Raw genomic sequence first — 15200 nt, 5'->3', positions numbered from 1 at the left:
GAACTGCGCGAGCAACCACGCACGTCCTGCGCACGAAGGACGGCATCAGGCCCCCCCACCAGGGGCGCGGGGAACTGCGCGAGCAACCACGCACGTCCTGCGCACGAAGGACGGCATCAGGCCCCCCCACCAGGGGCGCGGGGAACTGCGCGAGCAACCACGCACGGTCCGCGCGTGAACGACGGCAGCAAGCCCCCTGGGGGCGCGGGGAACTGCGCGAAATCCACGTACGGTCCGCGCGCGGAAGGCGGCACCAGGCACCCCGGGGGCCGGGGCCCCCGCGGCCCGGGTCAGGGGGTTGGGGGTGGTGGGGGTTCGAGCGGGGTGAGCGCGGGGTCGAGGACGATGTCCTCGCCTCGCGCCGCGACCGTCGGCTCCTCCGGGAAGTGGCACGCCGTCAGATGCCCCTCCCGGTCCCCCGCGACGCGAACCAGCCCCGGCACCTCCCGCGCACACCGCTCCCGCGCCTTCCAGCACCGCGTACGGAAGCGGCACCCGGACGGCGGGTTCACCGGCGACGGCACGTCACCCGCGAGCCGGATCCGTTCGCGGCCCGCGCCCTCCTCCTCCACCACGGCCTCGGGCACCGCCGAGAGCAGGGCGTGGGTGTACGGGTGGCGCGGGCGGCGGTAGATCGAGTCGCGGTCGCCGACCTCCACGATCCGGCCGAGGTACATGACCGCGACCCGCTGCGAGAAGTGCCGCACGATCGCGAGGTCGTGGGCGATGAAGAGGAAGGCGATGTCCAGCTCCCGCTGGAGCCCCTGGAGCAGGTTGACCACCTGCGCCTGGATCGACACGTCGAGCGCCGAGACCGGCTCGTCGGCCACGATCAGCTTGGGCCCCATCCCCAACGCCCTTGCCACACCGATGCGTTGACGCTGCCCGCCGGAGAATTCGTGCGGGAAGCGGTTGTAGTGCTCGGGGTTGAGGCCGACCGTCTCCAGGAGCTCGCGGACCCGCCGCTCGATGCCGCCGGCCGGTTTGATGCCGTTGACGACCATGGGGTTGGCGATGATGTCGCCGACCGTCTGGCGCGGATTGAGGGAGGCGTACGGATCCTGGAAGATCATCTGGATCTCGGACCTGATCGGCGCGAGCGCCCGCCGTGAGGCGTGGGTGATGTCCTGGCCGGCGTAGCTGACCCGGCCCGCGGTGGGCTCCAGGAGGCGGGTGACCAGGCGCCCCGTGGTCGACTTGCCGCAGCCGGACTCGCCGACCAGGCCAAGGGTCTCGCCCCGGCCGATGGTGAGGTCGATCCCGTCCACGGCCCGTACGTCACCGACGTGCCGCTTGAAGAAGGACCCCATGGTGATGGGGAAGTACTTGGCGAGCCCTTCCACTTCGAGCAGGGGGGTCGTGGCACCCTTCCCGGGCGCGGTGCCCAGCGGCTCGGCGGCGCTGGTGGCACTGGTGGCTATCTCATTCATGGCGATGTCCCGCATCCTTGTTCAGCGCAGCCGGGGGCGGATCTGCTCGGTGAAGAGGGTTTCCTTCTGCTCGGCCGTCAAATGGCAGGCGGCGCCGCGCCGCCCGGCCTCAGGCAACGTCGGACGCACGGTGTGGCAGGCGTCGCCCGCCACCTGGTCCCGGAAGCCGCACCGGGGGTGGAAGGGGCAGCCGGGCGGCGGCGCGAGCAGACTCGGCGGGGCGCCGGGGATCGGCACGAGCGGGATGTCCACGGAGGAGTCGAGCCGGGGGATGGAGCTGATCAGACCCCAGCTGTAGGGGTGCTGGGGATGGTGCATGACGTCCCTGACCGTGCCGCGCTCCACGCACCGCCCCGCGTACATGACCATCACGTCGTCGGCGGTCTTGGTGATCACCCCCAGGTCGTGGGTGATGATGATGATCGCCGAGCCGGTCTCCTGCTGGAGGTCCTTGAGCAGGTCGAGGATCTGCGCCTGCACGGTCACGTCGAGCGCGGTGGTCGGCTCGTCGGCGATCACCAGCTCGGGGTCGCAGACCAGCGCCATCGCGATCATCGCCCGCTGGCGCATGCCGCCGGAGAACTGGTGCGGGTAGTCGTCGACCCGCAGCTCGGGCTGCGGGATGCCGACCTTGCGCAGCATGTCCACGGCCCGCGCCCGCGCCTCACGGCGGGGCGCGCCGGTGTGCTTCATGAAGGGCTCGGCGATCTGGCGGCCCACCGTGTAGAAGGGCGAGAGCGCGGCCAGCGAGTCCTGGAAGATCATGGCCATTTTCTTGCCGCGCAGCCGGTTCAGCTGCCGCTCGGTGGCGCCGGTCAGCTCCTGTCCGTCGAGCAGGATCTCGCCCTGGATCGTGGTGTTGCGCGGGTTGTGCAGACCGAGGACCGCGAGGTTGGTCACCGACTTGCCGGAGCCCGACTCGCCGACGATGCCGAGCGTGGAGCCGCGCTCCAGGTCGAAGGAGAGTCCGTCGACGGCCTTGACGGTGCCGTCCTCGGTGGCGAAATGGACGTACAGGTCACGGACCGAGAGGAAGGAGGAGGACCCTCGGGCCGCCGGCTGGGCGGCGGTCTGGCGCAAGGTGGACACGGGCGGTTCTCCTGTGGCTGGTCCCCCCGGGCGTCAGGCGAGCCTGATCCGGGGGTCGATGAAGGCGTACGCCATGTCGACGACGATGTTGCACAGCACGATGAGCGTGGCGCCGATGAGCATGACGGCCATCTCCAGGGGCAGATCGCTGCGCAGCACGGCCTGTACCGCGAGCGTCCCGAGGCCGTGCAGGCTGAAGGTGAACTCGGTGATGATCGCGCCGCCGAGCACCGAGCTGAGGTCCACGCCGAAGATGGTGATGATGGTGGCCATCGCGCCGCGCAGGGCGTAGCGGAAGAAGACGTACCGGGACGACATGCCCTTGGCGCGAGCCGCCCTGATGTGGTCCTCCGACAGCTGCTCGACCATCAACGACCGGGTCTGGCGGCTGTAGTTGGACCAGAAGATCACCGAGAGGACCAGACAGGGCAGGATCATCCCGCTGACCGATCCCAGCGCGTCGTGTTTCCAGTCGACGTCGTGGCCCCGGTCGAGCCAGCCCAGTTTGGTGGAGAACAGCAGGATCGCCAGCGGGCCGATGAAGTAGATCTGCACGGACTGGCCGAGCAGTGACGCGGCGCTGGCGATCCGGTCGAAGACGGTGCCCTGGCGCCAGGCGGAGATGAGACCGAGCGAGACGCCGATGGTCAGGAAGACCGCCGAGCCGCCGACGGCGAGCGTGAGGGTGGTCGGGTAGCTGTCGGCGATCGTGTTCCAGACGGGCTGCTGGTTGGCGAAGGAGTAGCCGAAGCAGGGGGCGGGGCAGTCACCGATCGGCATGTGCCGGCCCGCGAATATACCGGCCATGTAATGCCAGTACTGCGTCCATATCGGCGTATCGAGGCCGAGATTCTTGCGGATCAGGGCGACATTCTGCGGGTCGCACTGTTTACCGCAGGAAAGCAGCGCCGGATCGGCCGGCAGGAAGAAGAAGAGGAAATAGGTGATCATGCTGATCAGCAGCAGGATGACCATGGCACCGAGCACGCGGCGCACCAGGAAACGCACCATCGGTTGACTCTTCCGTCGCTAAGCGGTTTCCCCGGCCAGGCGCGGGCCGGGGAGACCGAGCCGGGATGCTATTGCTTCACGAAGATCGTGTTCGGGTTGATCGCCCCGTACACCTGGTTGTAGGTGACGCCGCCCAGGCCGGATCCGTACAGGTTGAAGTACTTGTCGAAGAGGAACGGAATCTGCGACGTGTCGTTCTTGAGCACGTACTCCGAGAGCGTGCGCCACTCGTCGGCCTGCTTGGTGAGATCCGTGATCTGCATGATGCGGTCGATCTCGGAGTTGACCTTGGGGTCGTTCATGAACGAGTAGTTGTTGGTGCCGTCCGCCAGATCGCGTCCGTCCATGGTCGGCGGGATGACCGTGGAGCCGTTGGGCCAGTCCGCGCCCCAGCTGGTACGGAACATGTCGTAGGGGGTGTCCAGCTTGCCGACCACGGTGTAGTACGACGTCGGGTCGATGGCCTTGCGCTCCACCTTGAAGCCGGCCTTGGCCAGGGCGTTCTGGATGGTCAGCGTGACGTTGTCCCAGCGCGGGGTGTTCGCGTAGGCCAGCGAGATCTTGTACGGGGTGGTGACGCCGGCCGACTTCAGCAGGTCGAGCGACTTCTGCGGGTCGCCCATGGGCTTGGCGAGCTTGCCGAACGGGTCGAACTTCTGCCAGCCGGACACGGTCGGGCTGATCAGCGTGGTGCCGAGGTCGCCCTGGGCGCCGCCGCCGAACGCCTGCTGCACCTGCTGCATCGGGAAGGCGTAGGCCAGCGCCTGGCGGATCTTCGGGTCCTTGATCCGCTTGGTGTTGATGTTGAACACCTCGACGTAGGGCTGGTACTCGTTGACCGTCCGGCTCTTGTACCGCGGGTCCGAGGTCAGCGACTGCATCTTCGACGGATCGGCCGAGGCCGACATGGCGAGGGCGAACTTGTCGTTGCCGGTGTCCGCGGCGAGCCGGTTGGTGAGCCCCGGCTCCTGGATGCCGAGCTGGAACTCCCACTTGTCCGGGTAGGCGTTGCGGATCGGGTCGCTCTTCGGGTCCCAGTTGGGGTTGCGCACGAAGGACAGCGACTTGCCCGGCTTGTAGTCCGCGATCTTGTACGGGCCGCAGGAGACCGGGTGGTTGTTGTACTTCTGCTGGTCGTCCTTGGCCTTGGGGACCGGCGCGATGTTGGGCATCGCCATCGCGTACGGGGTGTCCGCGTGCGGCTGGAGGAAGTGGAAGACGATCGTCTTGTCGTTGGGCGTGGAAATCAGGGCGTCCGGGATCTCCTTGCCGTCGTAGGGCCCCGCGTAGGCCTTGCGGTAGTCGGGACCGTAGATCCACTTCTGGACGTACTGGGGGCCCTGGGTCTGGTAGTCGGCGAAGAGCCGTTCGACGCCGTACTTGATGTCCTTGGTGGTGATCGGCGAGCCGTCCTCGAACTTCAGCCCGTCCTTGAGGGTGTACGTCCAGGTCTTCGAGCCGTCGGAGGGGGTGCCGGCGTCGGTCGCGAGGTCGCCGACGATGATCGTCTTGCCGGTCTTCGGGTCGATCTTGTAGCCGGTGAGCGAACGGTTGTAGAGCAGCTGCACCGAGAGCTGGTCGCTCACGTACTGCTGGCCCGGGTCGAGGTAGTCGAAGCCCGTCTGGTCGAGGCTGTAGGCGGTGCCGCCGGACTTGGCGCCGTCGACCTTGACGGCCGGGCCCGTGGAGTCCGCCTTGGTGCCCACGCCGAAGTTCTGCACCTGGGCCTTCTTGCCCGAGTCGCCGCTGCCGCCGCCGTTGTTGTCGCTCGAGCCGCCGCTGCTGCACCCGGCCGCCAGCGCCAGGGCCCCCACCGCCAGAACCGCGGAAACCTGGCGCGCCTTGTTTATTCTCATGGATTCCTGCCTGTCAGGATGATCGGAATTCAGCGCACGGTCTTGGGGTCGAGAGCGTCCCGGACCGAATCCCCGAGCAGGTTGAAGGCGACGACGAAGATGACCATCGCGATGCCGGGGAAGAACATGAAGGTGAGATCGGAGTCGTAGTACGTGGCTCCGGCCTGGAACAGCAGCCCCCAGTCGGGGGTGGGGTTGTGGACCCCCACGCCGAGGTAGGAGAGCCCGGCCTCGGCCGTGACGTTGACCGGCAGCAGGAGCGTGGCCTGCACCAGCACGGTCGACCAGATGTTGGGCAGCAGCTCCTTGCGGATGATCCGCCACCCCGACGCGCCGCTGAGCCGGGCCGCCTCGATGAACTCGCGCTCGCGCAGCGACAGGACCTGGGCCCGGATGAGCCGGCCCATCGTCATCCAGCCGAGGAGCAGCTGCACCAGGATCAGGGCGACGACGCGCACATACGTCGGCTCCTCCTCGGTGGGCGAGACGAACAGGGCGACGATCACCGGGGTGAAGGCGATGAAGAACAGCTGCGCGGGGAAGGACAGCATCAGGTCCGAGAACCGGCCGACGAAGTAGTCGGTCCTGCCGCCCAGATACCCCTGGACCAGGCCCACGAGAACCCCGATGACGACCGCGACCACGGTGACCGCGAGGGCGATGAGCAGTGAGGTGCGGATGCCGTAGATCAGCAGTGTGAAGACATCACGTCCGAGCCTCGGTTCGATACCGAACCAGAATTGCCCGTCGACCCCTCCGTTGGGTTTGAGCGGAATCCCGTAACTGTTCAGGAGCCCGCGGTCCTGCCCGTACAGCTGATACGGATCCTTGCCGTACAGCCGGGAGATGAGCGGAGCGGCCAGCGCCAGCGCGATGAATCCGAGAACCGTAAAGGCGCACAGGATTCCGACCTTGTCGCGTTTGAACCTGATCCATGCCAGGCGCCCGGGCGAGCGTCCGACGAGTTCACTCGTCTTTACCTCGACACCACCGTCCGGGGCGGGCCCGTCCCCCTCTCCGGACAGTGGATCGGTCGGCTCCATGGCAGCTCTTGTGGAACTAGTCATTTCGCATTGCCCCCCGCGCCGGAAGGTTTCATCAGAGCCGAGTGGCGTCCTTTGTTGATCGGAAGATTCAACCGTCCGGAGGTGGGCGTCAAGAGGTTGGCGCGGGCCGGTAGGAACTCATCGATTAACTTGGCCCAAGATTTTCGTCTTTGGTGCGGGCGCGTGCTTGACAGGGTTCCGGCATACCCGGAATCTCGCGCTAAATAGTCATCAAGTCCCGTGTGTCGCAGGGGAGTTGACCCGATCAATTCCGTTATCCGGACATGCCGCGGCGGGCACGGTACGGGGCCCGGGCCAATGATCTCCGGGGCCCCGTCCGGGGGCTTCGGTCAGGCGCGCGCGGCGCCCAACGAGCGGCGCAGGAAGTCGACTTGGAGCAGGAGCAGGTTCTCGGCGACCTGCTCCTGCGGGGTCATGTGCGTCACGCCGGTCAGCGGCAGCACCTCGTGCGGATGGCCCGCGGCGAGCAGCGCGGACGACAGGCGCAGGCTGTGCGCCACCACCACGTTGTCGTCGGCCATGCCGTGGATGACCATCAGGGGGCGCGCCGGGTCCGCGCGCCGGGCCAACTCGCCCTCGTGGACGAGGGAGTTGGCGGCGTAGACGTCCGGGTTCTCGGCGGGGAGGCCGAGATAGCGCTCGGTGTAGTGCGTGTCGTACAGCTCCCAGTCCGTCACCGGCGCCCCCGCGATGCCCGCGTGGAAGACGTCGGGGCGGCGCAGCACGGCCAGCGCGGAGAGGTAGCCGCCGAAGGACCAGCCCCGCATCGCCACCCGCCCCAGGTCGAGCGGATGGGTGCCGGCCAGGCCGTGCAGGGCCTCGATCTGGTCGTCGAGGGCGACGGTGAAGTCGTCCCTGATCGCCTTCTCCCACGCGGGGGAGCGGCCCGGGGTGCCGCGGCCGTCGGCGACGACGACGGCGAAGCCCTGGTCGGCGAACCACTGCGAGGTCAGGTGCGCGTTGTGCGCGGCCACCACCCGCTGTCCGTGCGGCCCCCCGTACGGATCCATGAGTACGGGCAGCGGTCCGTCCGACTCCCGGTAGTGGGATGGAAGCAGAACGGCGCACGGGATGCGCTGTGCGCCCCCTTCGGTCAGCCGGAGCCGCAGGGAGAGACCCGGCGTCGCGGCATATGACACGATCGTGGCCAGTTCCTTGCCGTCCCGCAGCACCCGGACCGCCGCCCCCGGCCGGTCGGGCCGGGACGAGCTCAGCACGGTGACCGCCCCGCAGCGCACGGCCGAGTGGACTCCGGCGCCGTCCGAGACGCGTTCTGTTCCCAGCTCATTGACCCGGTACACATGGATCTCGCCGATTTCGGGGGCGTCGCCCGCGCCGGCGGGGGCCTTCGTCCCGGTGGACGCGGCGATCAGGACGTCGTCGTCGCCGATGTCCAGGACCGCCCTGACGTGCGTCCGCGCGCCGGTCAGGGTCCGGTCGCCCACGGCGAGCACCCGCGCCCCGGCCTCGTCCGCGATCCGCACCAGACGCCCGTCCGGCGCCCAGGCAGGGACGCCCGGCGGCAGGTCGAGCCAGACCGGGTCCTCGTCGGCGTGCACGGTCCGGGTCGTGCCGGAGGCGGGATCGACGGCGAGATGGAGCTGGGTGCGCTGGTCGCGGGACTGCACCAGCAGCAGCGGCGCCCCGTTCGGCGACCAGTGCACCTGGGCGAGGTAGGGGTGGCGCTTCCGGTCCCAGACGACCTCGGTGCGGGCGCCGTCCAGGTCGTACAGGAAGAGCCGCACCTCGGCGTTGGGGGTGCCGGCCGCCGGATAGGCGACCCGGGCCGGCTCCTGGCCCGGGTTGGCCGGGTCGGCGATCCACCAGCGGCGCACCGGCGCCTCGTCCGCGCGCGCCACGAGCAGACGGTCGGAGGCCGGGCTCCACCAGTAGCCGCGCGAACGGGACATCTCCTCGGCGGCGATGAACTCCGCGAGTCCGTACGTCACTTCGGGCGTCTCGGGCTCGGCAAGCGCGCGGTCGCCCTCGCCCTCGGCTCCCACGACCCGCAGCGCGCCCTTGGCCACATAGGCCACCTGGCGCCCGTCGGGGGAGGGCCGCGGGTCCAGGACAGGACCGGGCACCGGCAGTTCGCGGGCCGTGCCCGCGCGCAGTTCGGCGGTGAACAGGCGTCCGGACAGGGCGAAGGCGGCGAGTTCGACGGCCGCGTCGGTGGCGTAGCCGACGATTCCGGCCGACCCCTCCCTGCTGCGCTCGCGCCGCGCCCGCTCCTGGGCGGACAGCTGCTCGCCGTGGCCGCCGAGCAGTGCGCCGGGGTCGGCCGCGACGCGCTCGCCACCGCCGCCCGCCAGGTCAAGTACCCAGAGCAGATGGCTGCGTTCGGTGCCCGAGGGCGAGCGGAGGAAGACGACGCGCTCGCCGTCGGGGGAGACGGTGAAGGCGCGGGGCGCACCGAGGGTGAAGCGCTGGGTGCGTGCTGAGTGCCGGGGGAAGGAGAGCTGCCCGGCGTCCTCTGGGTCTGTGGATGCGGTGGTAGTCATGAGGGGAACCTAGTCCGGTGCCGCGCGACCCGCTCGGGCCCGAGCCTCGTGCGCCCCTCGTGCGCCCATGCCCCGATCAATGCGTTCCCACGGATAGTTATGATCCGTAGCGCTCGGTGGGTATGAACCCTGCCGGCTGTACGCACTGCTGGGTCCGTTAGACCACCGGAACAGATGGAGGTGAACCGCCGTGGCACTCTCGATTTCGGCGGTGGTGCTGCTGGCGATCGTCGTCTTCCTGCTGGTCCGGAAATCCGGGCTCAAAGGCGGACACGCGGCGGTCTGCATCCTGCTCGGCTTCTACCTGGCGAGCTCGTCCATCGCCCCGACCATCAGCCAAGTCACCAACAACGTGGCCGGAATGATTGGCGGGATCAAGTTCTAGGTCGTGTCTTCCTGGGGGCCCCGCGTCCGAGGCCCTGACCGACCCGCCCGGCCCACGCCGGGGGCGCGGCCCGCCGCGGGCCTCGTAGGCTTGCCCCATGTCGGAACTCCCCGCCCGCCGTCTGCTCCTGGTGCACGCGCACCCGGACGACGAGTCGATCAACAACGGCGCCACCATGGCGAAGTACGCCGCCGAAGGCGTGCACGTCACCCTGGTGACCTGCACGCTCGGCGAGGAGGGCGAGGTCATCCCGCCCCGGCTCGCCCACCTCGCACCCGACCGCGAGGGCGGGCTCGGCGCGCACCGGATCGGCGAACTGGCCGCCGCGATGAAGGAGCTGGGCGTCGAGGACCACCGTTTCCTCGGCGGCCCCGGGCGGTTCCGGGACTCCGGGATGATGGGCGTCGAGCAGAACCACCGGCCGGGCGCGTTCTGGAACACCGGGGTGGACGACGCCGCGGCGTCCCTCGTAGAGGTGATCCGTTCGGTGCGCCCCCAGGTGCTGATCACCTACGACCCGGACGGCGGCTACGGCCACCCCGATCACATCCAGGCGCACCGCGTCTCCATGCGCGCCGCCGAACTCGCGGCCGAACCCGGATACGGACGCGAGGTCGGCGCGCCGCACACGATCGCGAAGATCTACTGGAACCGGGTGCCCCGCGCGGCCGCCGAGCGCGCCTTCGCCGAACTGCGCGCCGCGAACCCGGACTTTCCCGGCATCGCGGCCATCGACGATGTGCCGGGTGTCGTGGACGAGTCGGAGATCACGGCCGAGATCGACGGCGCGGCCCACGCGGCCGCCAAGTACGCCGCGATGCGCGCCCACGAGACCCAGATCACGTTGAAGGAGCCCTACTTCGCGCTCTCCAACGACCTGGGCCAGCCCGTTTTCACCACCGAGTACTACCAACTGGCGGTGGGCGCCCCCGGCGTCCCGGCCGGGCAGCGCGAGCGCGACCTGTTTGAAGGTGTGGACAAGTGAGTAGTCGTACGGCCATGGCTGACGCAAGGACGGGCAGCACCGTCGCCCGCATCGCGCTGTACGCGCTGCTCGTGGTGGTCGGCGCGCTCGTCGCCGCTGCCGGGGCGCTCGTCCAGGCGGCCTGGTTCCCGGGCGGCCTCGTGCTGGCCCTGGCCGGCGCCGTCGGGCTCTTCTGGACCGGTACGCGGCTGATGGGCGGCCGGGGCGGAGTGGGGGCGCCGGCGGCCGGATGGCTGATCACCGTCGTTCTGCTGACGGCCTCGCGGCCCGAGGGCGACTTCGTGTTCGGGGCCGGAATCGGCTCGTACGTCTTCCTCGTCGGCGGCATGGCCGGCGCTGTGATCTGCGCCACGATCGGTGGATTCGCGCAACCCGGCGGCCCGGCCGCCCGACTGGGCAAGTGACATGCGCGGGCGCCGCGACGCAGGAGAAGGGGACGGGGTGCGCCGTTCGTGGCCCGGCCCGTACGCGACGGCGACGGCCAGTATGGTGGTGCGCGCCGCCGAGCCGCCCGCACAGAAGGACCACACGAACGAAACCGGGTGGCGGAGCCAATCGGGAGAGAACCAGCCTTGAGTCGTGAAACTGACAGTTCGTCCTCCGGCCCCCGCGGGCGGGGCGCAGCCGGGTATCCCTCGGGTACTCCGCCGTACGGGACCCCGTCGTCAGCGGGTCAGGACACTCCTGAGCCCGCCGCCGAGCCGGACGAGCCGAAGACCGAGACCACGCTGACGACGCGGATCCGGATCAACATCCCCGGCTCGCGCCCCATCCCGCCGGTCGTGATGCGTACGCCGATGAGTGACGCGACCAGAGCGCCCGAGGCGGACGGCGCCTCCCGGCGCACCGGTTCGGTGGCGAAGCCCGAGGCGCCCGCGGCGGACGCGGCCGACGTGAGTGACGCGGCCGCCGGTGAGCCCGCCGGCGACGAGTCGCCCACCAGCGACTGGTTCGCGCCACGCAAGTCCCCGGCGTCGCCCGCCTCTTCGTCCACCCCGCCCTCCGGCACTCCGACGCCCGGACTGCCGTACTTCTCGGACGGCGCGGACGGCGCGGACCGCGCGGGCTCACCGGGTGGTGGCGCTCCCGCCGCGCCGTCCGGCCCGACCGCGGCCGTCACCGGCCAGGCCGCGCTGCCGGTCCGGCCCGTCGGCAACCGCACGGGCATGAACCAGGGCGCCGCACTCGGGCGCGACGGCCAGGGCTCGGGGGGTTCCCCGAACGCGCAGGGCCCCTGGCGCGCCGAAACGTCGGACTTCGGCGGGGCGCCGGGCCAACTCCCGGGCCGGGGGCCGGACTTGGGGCAGGGGCTGGACTTGGGCCAAGGCGCCGGACAAGCCCCGGGTCACGGGCCCGGCTTGGGTCAGGGGCAGGGCCTCGACCCGGGTCAGGGCCTCGACCCGGGTCAGGGCCTCGACCCGGGTCAGGGCCTCGGGCAAGCGCCCGGGCAGGGCGGCGGCCCCGGGCGTGACGGCTCGCGTCCCGGTGACGGTGTGCGCCCCGGTGACGGTGTGCGCCCCGGGCCGGACGCCGGTCCCGGCGGCGGTCACCCCTTCGCTCCCGGTGGGCAGGGCCCCGCGCCCGCGCTCTCCGACGACACCGCGATCCTCACCCCGCAGACGCCGGCGCCGAGCCCCTTCGGGCCGGAGTCGGTGGGCAATCCGCTCGCCAGCCCCTCGGTCAACCCCGCGGCGGCGCCCGGCGGCCACGTCTCCGGTGACACGCTGACCAGCGGGATCCCCGTCGTACCGCCGGAACACCGGGGCGCGTCATTCCCTTCGGCCCCGTCCGGCTCCACCGGCGGCCCGCGTCTGACCCCGCCGCCCGGCCCGGACGCCGATGAGGCCGGGGCTCCCGCGCCGCAGGCCCGCACCGCCGCGCCCGCCGCGCCGTCGAAGAAGAAGGGCCGCTCCAAGCTCGGGCTGCTCGGCGGTGGCCTGGTGGCCCTGGTCGCGGTGGCGTACGGCGCCGGACTCGTCCTGAACCACTCCGAGGTCCCCAAGGGCACCACGGTCCTCGGCGTCGACATCGGCGGCGGCACCAAGGAGGCGGCGGTCTCCAAGCTGGACCAGACGCTCGGCAAGCGCGCCAACCAGCCGCTCGACCTCACGGTCGACGGCAAGCAGGAGCAGCTGAAGCCGGAGATCGCCGGGCTCTCGCTCGACAGTCAGGCGACCGTGCGGGCGGCGGCCGGCACCGACTACAACCCGATGTCCGTCATCGGCTCGCTCTTCGGCGGCAAGCGCGTCGCCCAGCCGGTGATCCCGGTCGACGAGGAGAAGCTGGGCGTCGCCCTGACCGACCTCGCCGGCGCGTCGGGTTCGGCGACCGAGGGCACGATCAAGTTCCTGCCGGGCAACGCGGTGGCCGTGCCGGGCAAGGCGGGCAAGTCGCTCGACGTGAACCGTTCGATGATCGCGGTCAAGGACGCGTACCGGACGCTGGTGCAGACGGGTGCGGCGAAGGCCGTGCCGCTGCCGGTGTCGGTGCGGCAGCCGACCATCGGCCAGGCCGAGATCGACCGGGCGATGAACGACTTCGCCAAGCCGGCCATGTCCGGGAACGTCACGATCAAGGCGGGCGGGAAGTCGCTGCCCTTCGGGCCGAAGAAGTCGCTGCCCAAGATCTTGTCGATGAAGGCGGTCGACGGGAAGTTGGTCGAGGTCTACGACAAGGCGGCGATCACGGAGCTGATCGGCAACACGTTCAAGGGCGTGATGGTTGGTCAGGGCGGGCAGAAGCACGAGGTGTCCGCGGACGATGTGGCTGTCGCCATGAAGTCGGCGTTGCGGGGTAAGTCGGCGGCGGACCGGACGGTGACGATTCAGTAGCCTGCGCGGGCCTTGGCACCCGGTGGCGGCCCGCGTGGATGGCCTTCACCTCTGCCTGCGCAGTTCCCCGCGCCCCTGGGGCACCTGGTGCTGGCCGGATTGGCGTGCTGCGGGCCGGTTCGCGCAGTTCCCCGCGCCCCTGGGGGCACCCGGTGCCGGCCCGCATGGATGGCCTTCGCCCCTGCCTGCGCAGTTCCCCGCGCCCCTGGGGGCACCCGGTGGCGGCCCGTGTGGACGTGCTGTCCCCTGCCTGCGCAGTTCCCCGCGCCCCTGGGGGGGGGCACCCGGTGTTGGGTGGCATGACATTCGTCATGGGGGACTTACGACGGGGGGCACTGCCGGGGTGGGGCCGGGTTGGGTGAGGGTGGGGGCATGACGCAGACAGCATCCGCCGAGCGCACCACCCACCCCGTGGTGCGCTTCGAGAACGTGAACAAGAGCTACGCGGACGTGCGCGCCGTGGCCGACCTCTCGCTGACGCTCCACCCCGGCGAGACCGTCGCCCTGCTCGGCCCCAACGGCGCGGGCAAGTCCTCCACGCTCGATCTGCTGCTCGGGCTGCGCAACGCCGACTCCGGCACGGTCAGCCTCTTCGGGATGACGCCGGCGCAGGCCATCAACGCCGGCAAGGTCGGCGCGATGCTCCAGAGCGGTGGCCTCATGGAGGACGTCACCGTGCGCGAGCTCGTCAAGCTGGGGTGCGACCTGCACCCCGACCCGCACCCCGTGGCCGAGGTCATGGACCGCGCGGGCATCACCAGCATCGCGGACCGCAAGGTCAACAAGCTTTCCGGCGGCCAGGAGCAGCGCGTCCGCTTCGCCCTCGCGACCGCAGGCGCCAACGACCTGATCGTCCTGGACGAGCCGACCACCGGCATGGACGTCACCGCCCGCCAGGCGTTCTGGGCGACCATGCGCGAGCAGGCGGCCCAGGGCCGTACGGTCCTGTTCGCCACGCACTACCTCGAAGAGGCCGACGCGATCGCCGACCGGGTGCTCGTCCTGCACAAGGGCAAGCTCCTCGCCGACGGCACCGCCGCCGAGATCAAGGCCAAGGCGGGCGCCCGCCGGGTCAGCTTCGACCTGGAGGGGGCCATCGACCAGGAGGCCCTGCGCGCGCTGCCCTTCCTGTCCACGATCGACATCTCGGGCCGCACCGTCCGCATCCAGTCGCACGACGCCGACGCCACCATGCACGCCGTCTACGGGCTCGGCCTCTACCCGCGCAACCTCGAAGTCGCGGGTCTCGGCCTTGAGCAGGCCTTCGTCGCCATCACCTCGGCCGAGGAGGCCAACGCCGCATGAACACCTTGATCAAGCTCGAAATCACCCGCACCCTGCGGAACAAGAAGTTCATGTTCTTCTCGGTGATCTACCCCTCGGCCCTGTACCTGCTCTTCGCGGCCTCGCAGAGCAGCACCGACAAGGTCCCGGGCACCGACCTCACCTTCCCCGCCCTCTACATGGTCTCGATGGCCTCCTTCGGCGCGATCACCGCCGTTCTCATGGGCAACAGCGAGAAGATCGCCAAGGAGCGCGAGAAGGGCTGGGTGCGTCAGCTGCGCCTGACCACCCTGCCGGGCCGTGGCTACGTGCTCGCGAAGATCGCCAGCGCCGCCGTGGTGACCCTGCCGTGCATCGTGGTCGTCTTCCTGGTGGCCGCCGCCACCAAGGGCGTCCGGTTCGATGCCTGGCAGTGGGGCGCGCTGACCGTCGCCATCTGGGCCGGCTCGCTCTGCTTCGCCGCGCTCGGCGTGGCCATCGGCTACGTCGCCAGCGGTGACGCGGTCCGCCCGATCACGATGATCATCTACTTCGGCCTGTCGATCCTGGGCGGACTGTGGATGCCCAGCACCGTCTTCCCGCAGTGGCTCCAGAACATCGCGGAGTGGCTGCCCACCCACGCGTACGCTGCCCTGGGACAGGCCATCGAGCTGGGCGACGCCCCGCACGGCAAGGACCTCGCCATCCTCGTCGCCTATTTCCTGCTCTTCGCGGGCGGCGCGGCGTGGCTGTACCGGAAGGACACCCTGAAGGCGTGAGTG

General features: G+C 70.3%; 12 protein-coding genes. 6 read left to right on the top strand and 6 right to left on the bottom strand.

The window, feature by feature from the left end:
- Nucleotides 1–290 precede the first annotated feature (290 nt).
- From ACFYM2_RS24710 to ACFYM2_RS24685, 6 genes are all read right to left on the bottom strand, one after another.
- A complete protein-coding gene (locus ACFYM2_RS24710; RefSeq protein WP_358998756.1) occupies nucleotides 291–1430 on the bottom strand; it encodes a dipeptide ABC transporter ATP-binding protein in 1140 nt (379 codons plus the stop codon).
- 21 nt (nucleotides 1431–1451) lie between these two features.
- Entirely contained in the window at nucleotides 1452–2519 is a 1068-nt protein-coding gene (locus tag ACFYM2_RS24705) for an ABC transporter ATP-binding protein (RefSeq protein ID WP_388839084.1), read from the bottom strand.
- Nucleotides 2520–2552: 33 nt separating this feature from the next.
- Entirely contained in the window at nucleotides 2553–3530 is a 978-nt protein-coding gene (locus ACFYM2_RS24700; protein ID WP_358998751.1) for an ABC transporter permease, read from the bottom strand.
- Nucleotides 3531–3598: 68 nt separating this feature from the next.
- Nucleotides 3599–5386 carry an ABC transporter substrate-binding protein gene (locus ACFYM2_RS24695; RefSeq protein WP_358998748.1) on the bottom strand — a complete coding sequence of 596 codons (1788 nt, stop codon included), beginning with the start codon at nucleotides 5384–5386 and terminating at the stop codon, nucleotides 3599–3601.
- Nucleotides 5387–5415: 29 nt separating this feature from the next.
- Nucleotides 5416–6453, bottom strand: coding sequence for an ABC transporter permease (locus tag ACFYM2_RS24690; protein WP_358998745.1), 1038 nt, complete (start codon nucleotides 6451–6453; stop codon nucleotides 5416–5418).
- Nucleotides 6454–6782: 329 nt separating this feature from the next.
- Nucleotides 6783–8954, bottom strand: coding sequence for a prolyl oligopeptidase family serine peptidase (locus ACFYM2_RS24685; RefSeq protein ID WP_358998743.1), 2172 nt, complete (start codon nucleotides 8952–8954; stop codon nucleotides 6783–6785).
- A 190-nt stretch (nucleotides 8955–9144) separates the two neighbouring features.
- Between ACFYM2_RS24685 and ACFYM2_RS24680 the strand changes: the two genes are divergently transcribed.
- From ACFYM2_RS24680 to ACFYM2_RS24655, 6 genes are all read left to right on the top strand, one after another.
- Nucleotides 9145–9339 carry a hypothetical protein gene (locus ACFYM2_RS24680; protein WP_350232476.1) on the top strand — a complete coding sequence of 65 codons (195 nt, stop codon included), beginning with the start codon at nucleotides 9145–9147 and terminating at the stop codon, nucleotides 9337–9339.
- Nucleotides 9340–9436: 97 nt separating this feature from the next.
- On the top strand, nucleotides 9437–10324 hold the full coding sequence (gene mshB / locus ACFYM2_RS24675; RefSeq protein WP_388839081.1) for an N-acetyl-1-D-myo-inositol-2-amino-2-deoxy-alpha-D-glucopyranoside deacetylase: 888 nt from the start codon (nucleotides 9437–9439) through the stop codon (nucleotides 10322–10324).
- Between the two features lie 14 nt (nucleotides 10325–10338).
- The gene (locus ACFYM2_RS24670) at nucleotides 10339–10728 is read left to right on the top strand and encodes a DUF6113 family protein (RefSeq protein ID WP_358998734.1); all 390 of its coding nucleotides are present in this window, start codon (nucleotides 10339–10341) and stop codon (nucleotides 10726–10728) included.
- A 393-nt stretch (nucleotides 10729–11121) separates the two neighbouring features.
- Complete coding sequence (locus ACFYM2_RS24665; protein ID WP_388839078.1) at nucleotides 11122–13155, top strand: hypothetical protein; 2034 nt, start codon at nucleotides 11122–11124, stop codon at nucleotides 13153–13155.
- Between the two features lie 372 nt (nucleotides 13156–13527).
- Nucleotides 13528–14460, top strand: a complete 933-nt coding sequence (locus tag ACFYM2_RS24660; RefSeq protein WP_388839075.1) for an ABC transporter ATP-binding protein — start codon at nucleotides 13528–13530, stop codon at nucleotides 14458–14460.
- The gene (locus tag ACFYM2_RS24655) at nucleotides 14457–15197 is read left to right on the top strand and encodes an ABC transporter permease (protein ID WP_358998726.1); all 741 of its coding nucleotides are present in this window, start codon (nucleotides 14457–14459) and stop codon (nucleotides 15195–15197) included. The genes ACFYM2_RS24660 and ACFYM2_RS24655 overlap by 4 nt, the downstream gene beginning before the upstream one ends.
- Nucleotides 15198–15200 lie beyond the last annotated feature (3 nt).

It is taken from the genome of Streptomyces sp. NPDC006711, from assembly GCF_042869775.1.
In the GTDB taxonomy this organism is placed as follows: domain Bacteria; phylum Actinomycetota; class Actinomycetes; order Streptomycetales; family Streptomycetaceae; genus Streptomyces.
Note: the sequence above shows the minus strand (reverse complement) of the source record. Positions and strands in the feature narration are given on the sequence as shown.

Excerpts from the sequence above, each read along its gene's own strand:
- ACFYM2_RS24710 (WP_358998756.1), bottom strand. The coding sequence starts at position 1,430 with ATGAATGAGATAGCCACCAGTGCCACCAGCGCCGCCGAGCCGCTGGGC.
- ACFYM2_RS24700 (WP_358998751.1), bottom strand. The coding sequence starts at position 3,530 with ATGGTGCGTTTCCTGGTGCGCCGCGTGCTCGGTGCCATGGTCATCCTG.
- ACFYM2_RS24695 (WP_358998748.1), bottom strand. The coding sequence starts at position 5,386 with ATGAGAATAAACAAGGCGCGCCAGGTTTCCGCGGTTCTGGCGGTGGGG.
- ACFYM2_RS24690 (WP_358998745.1), bottom strand. The coding sequence starts at position 6,453 with ATGACTAGTTCCACAAGAGCTGCCATGGAGCCGACCGATCCACTGTCC.
- ACFYM2_RS24685 (WP_358998743.1), bottom strand. The coding sequence starts at position 8,954 with ATGACTACCACCGCATCCACAGACCCAGAGGACGCCGGGCAGCTCTCC.
- mshB (WP_388839081.1), top strand. The coding sequence starts at position 9,437 with ATGTCGGAACTCCCCGCCCGCCGTCTGCTCCTGGTGCACGCGCACCCG.
- ACFYM2_RS24670 (WP_358998734.1), top strand. The coding sequence starts at position 10,339 with ATGGCTGACGCAAGGACGGGCAGCACCGTCGCCCGCATCGCGCTGTAC.
- ACFYM2_RS24665 (WP_388839078.1), top strand. The coding sequence starts at position 11,122 with ATGAGTGACGCGACCAGAGCGCCCGAGGCGGACGGCGCCTCCCGGCGC.
- ACFYM2_RS24660 (WP_388839075.1), top strand. The coding sequence starts at position 13,528 with ATGACGCAGACAGCATCCGCCGAGCGCACCACCCACCCCGTGGTGCGC.
- ACFYM2_RS24655 (WP_358998726.1), top strand. The coding sequence starts at position 14,457 with ATGAACACCTTGATCAAGCTCGAAATCACCCGCACCCTGCGGAACAAG.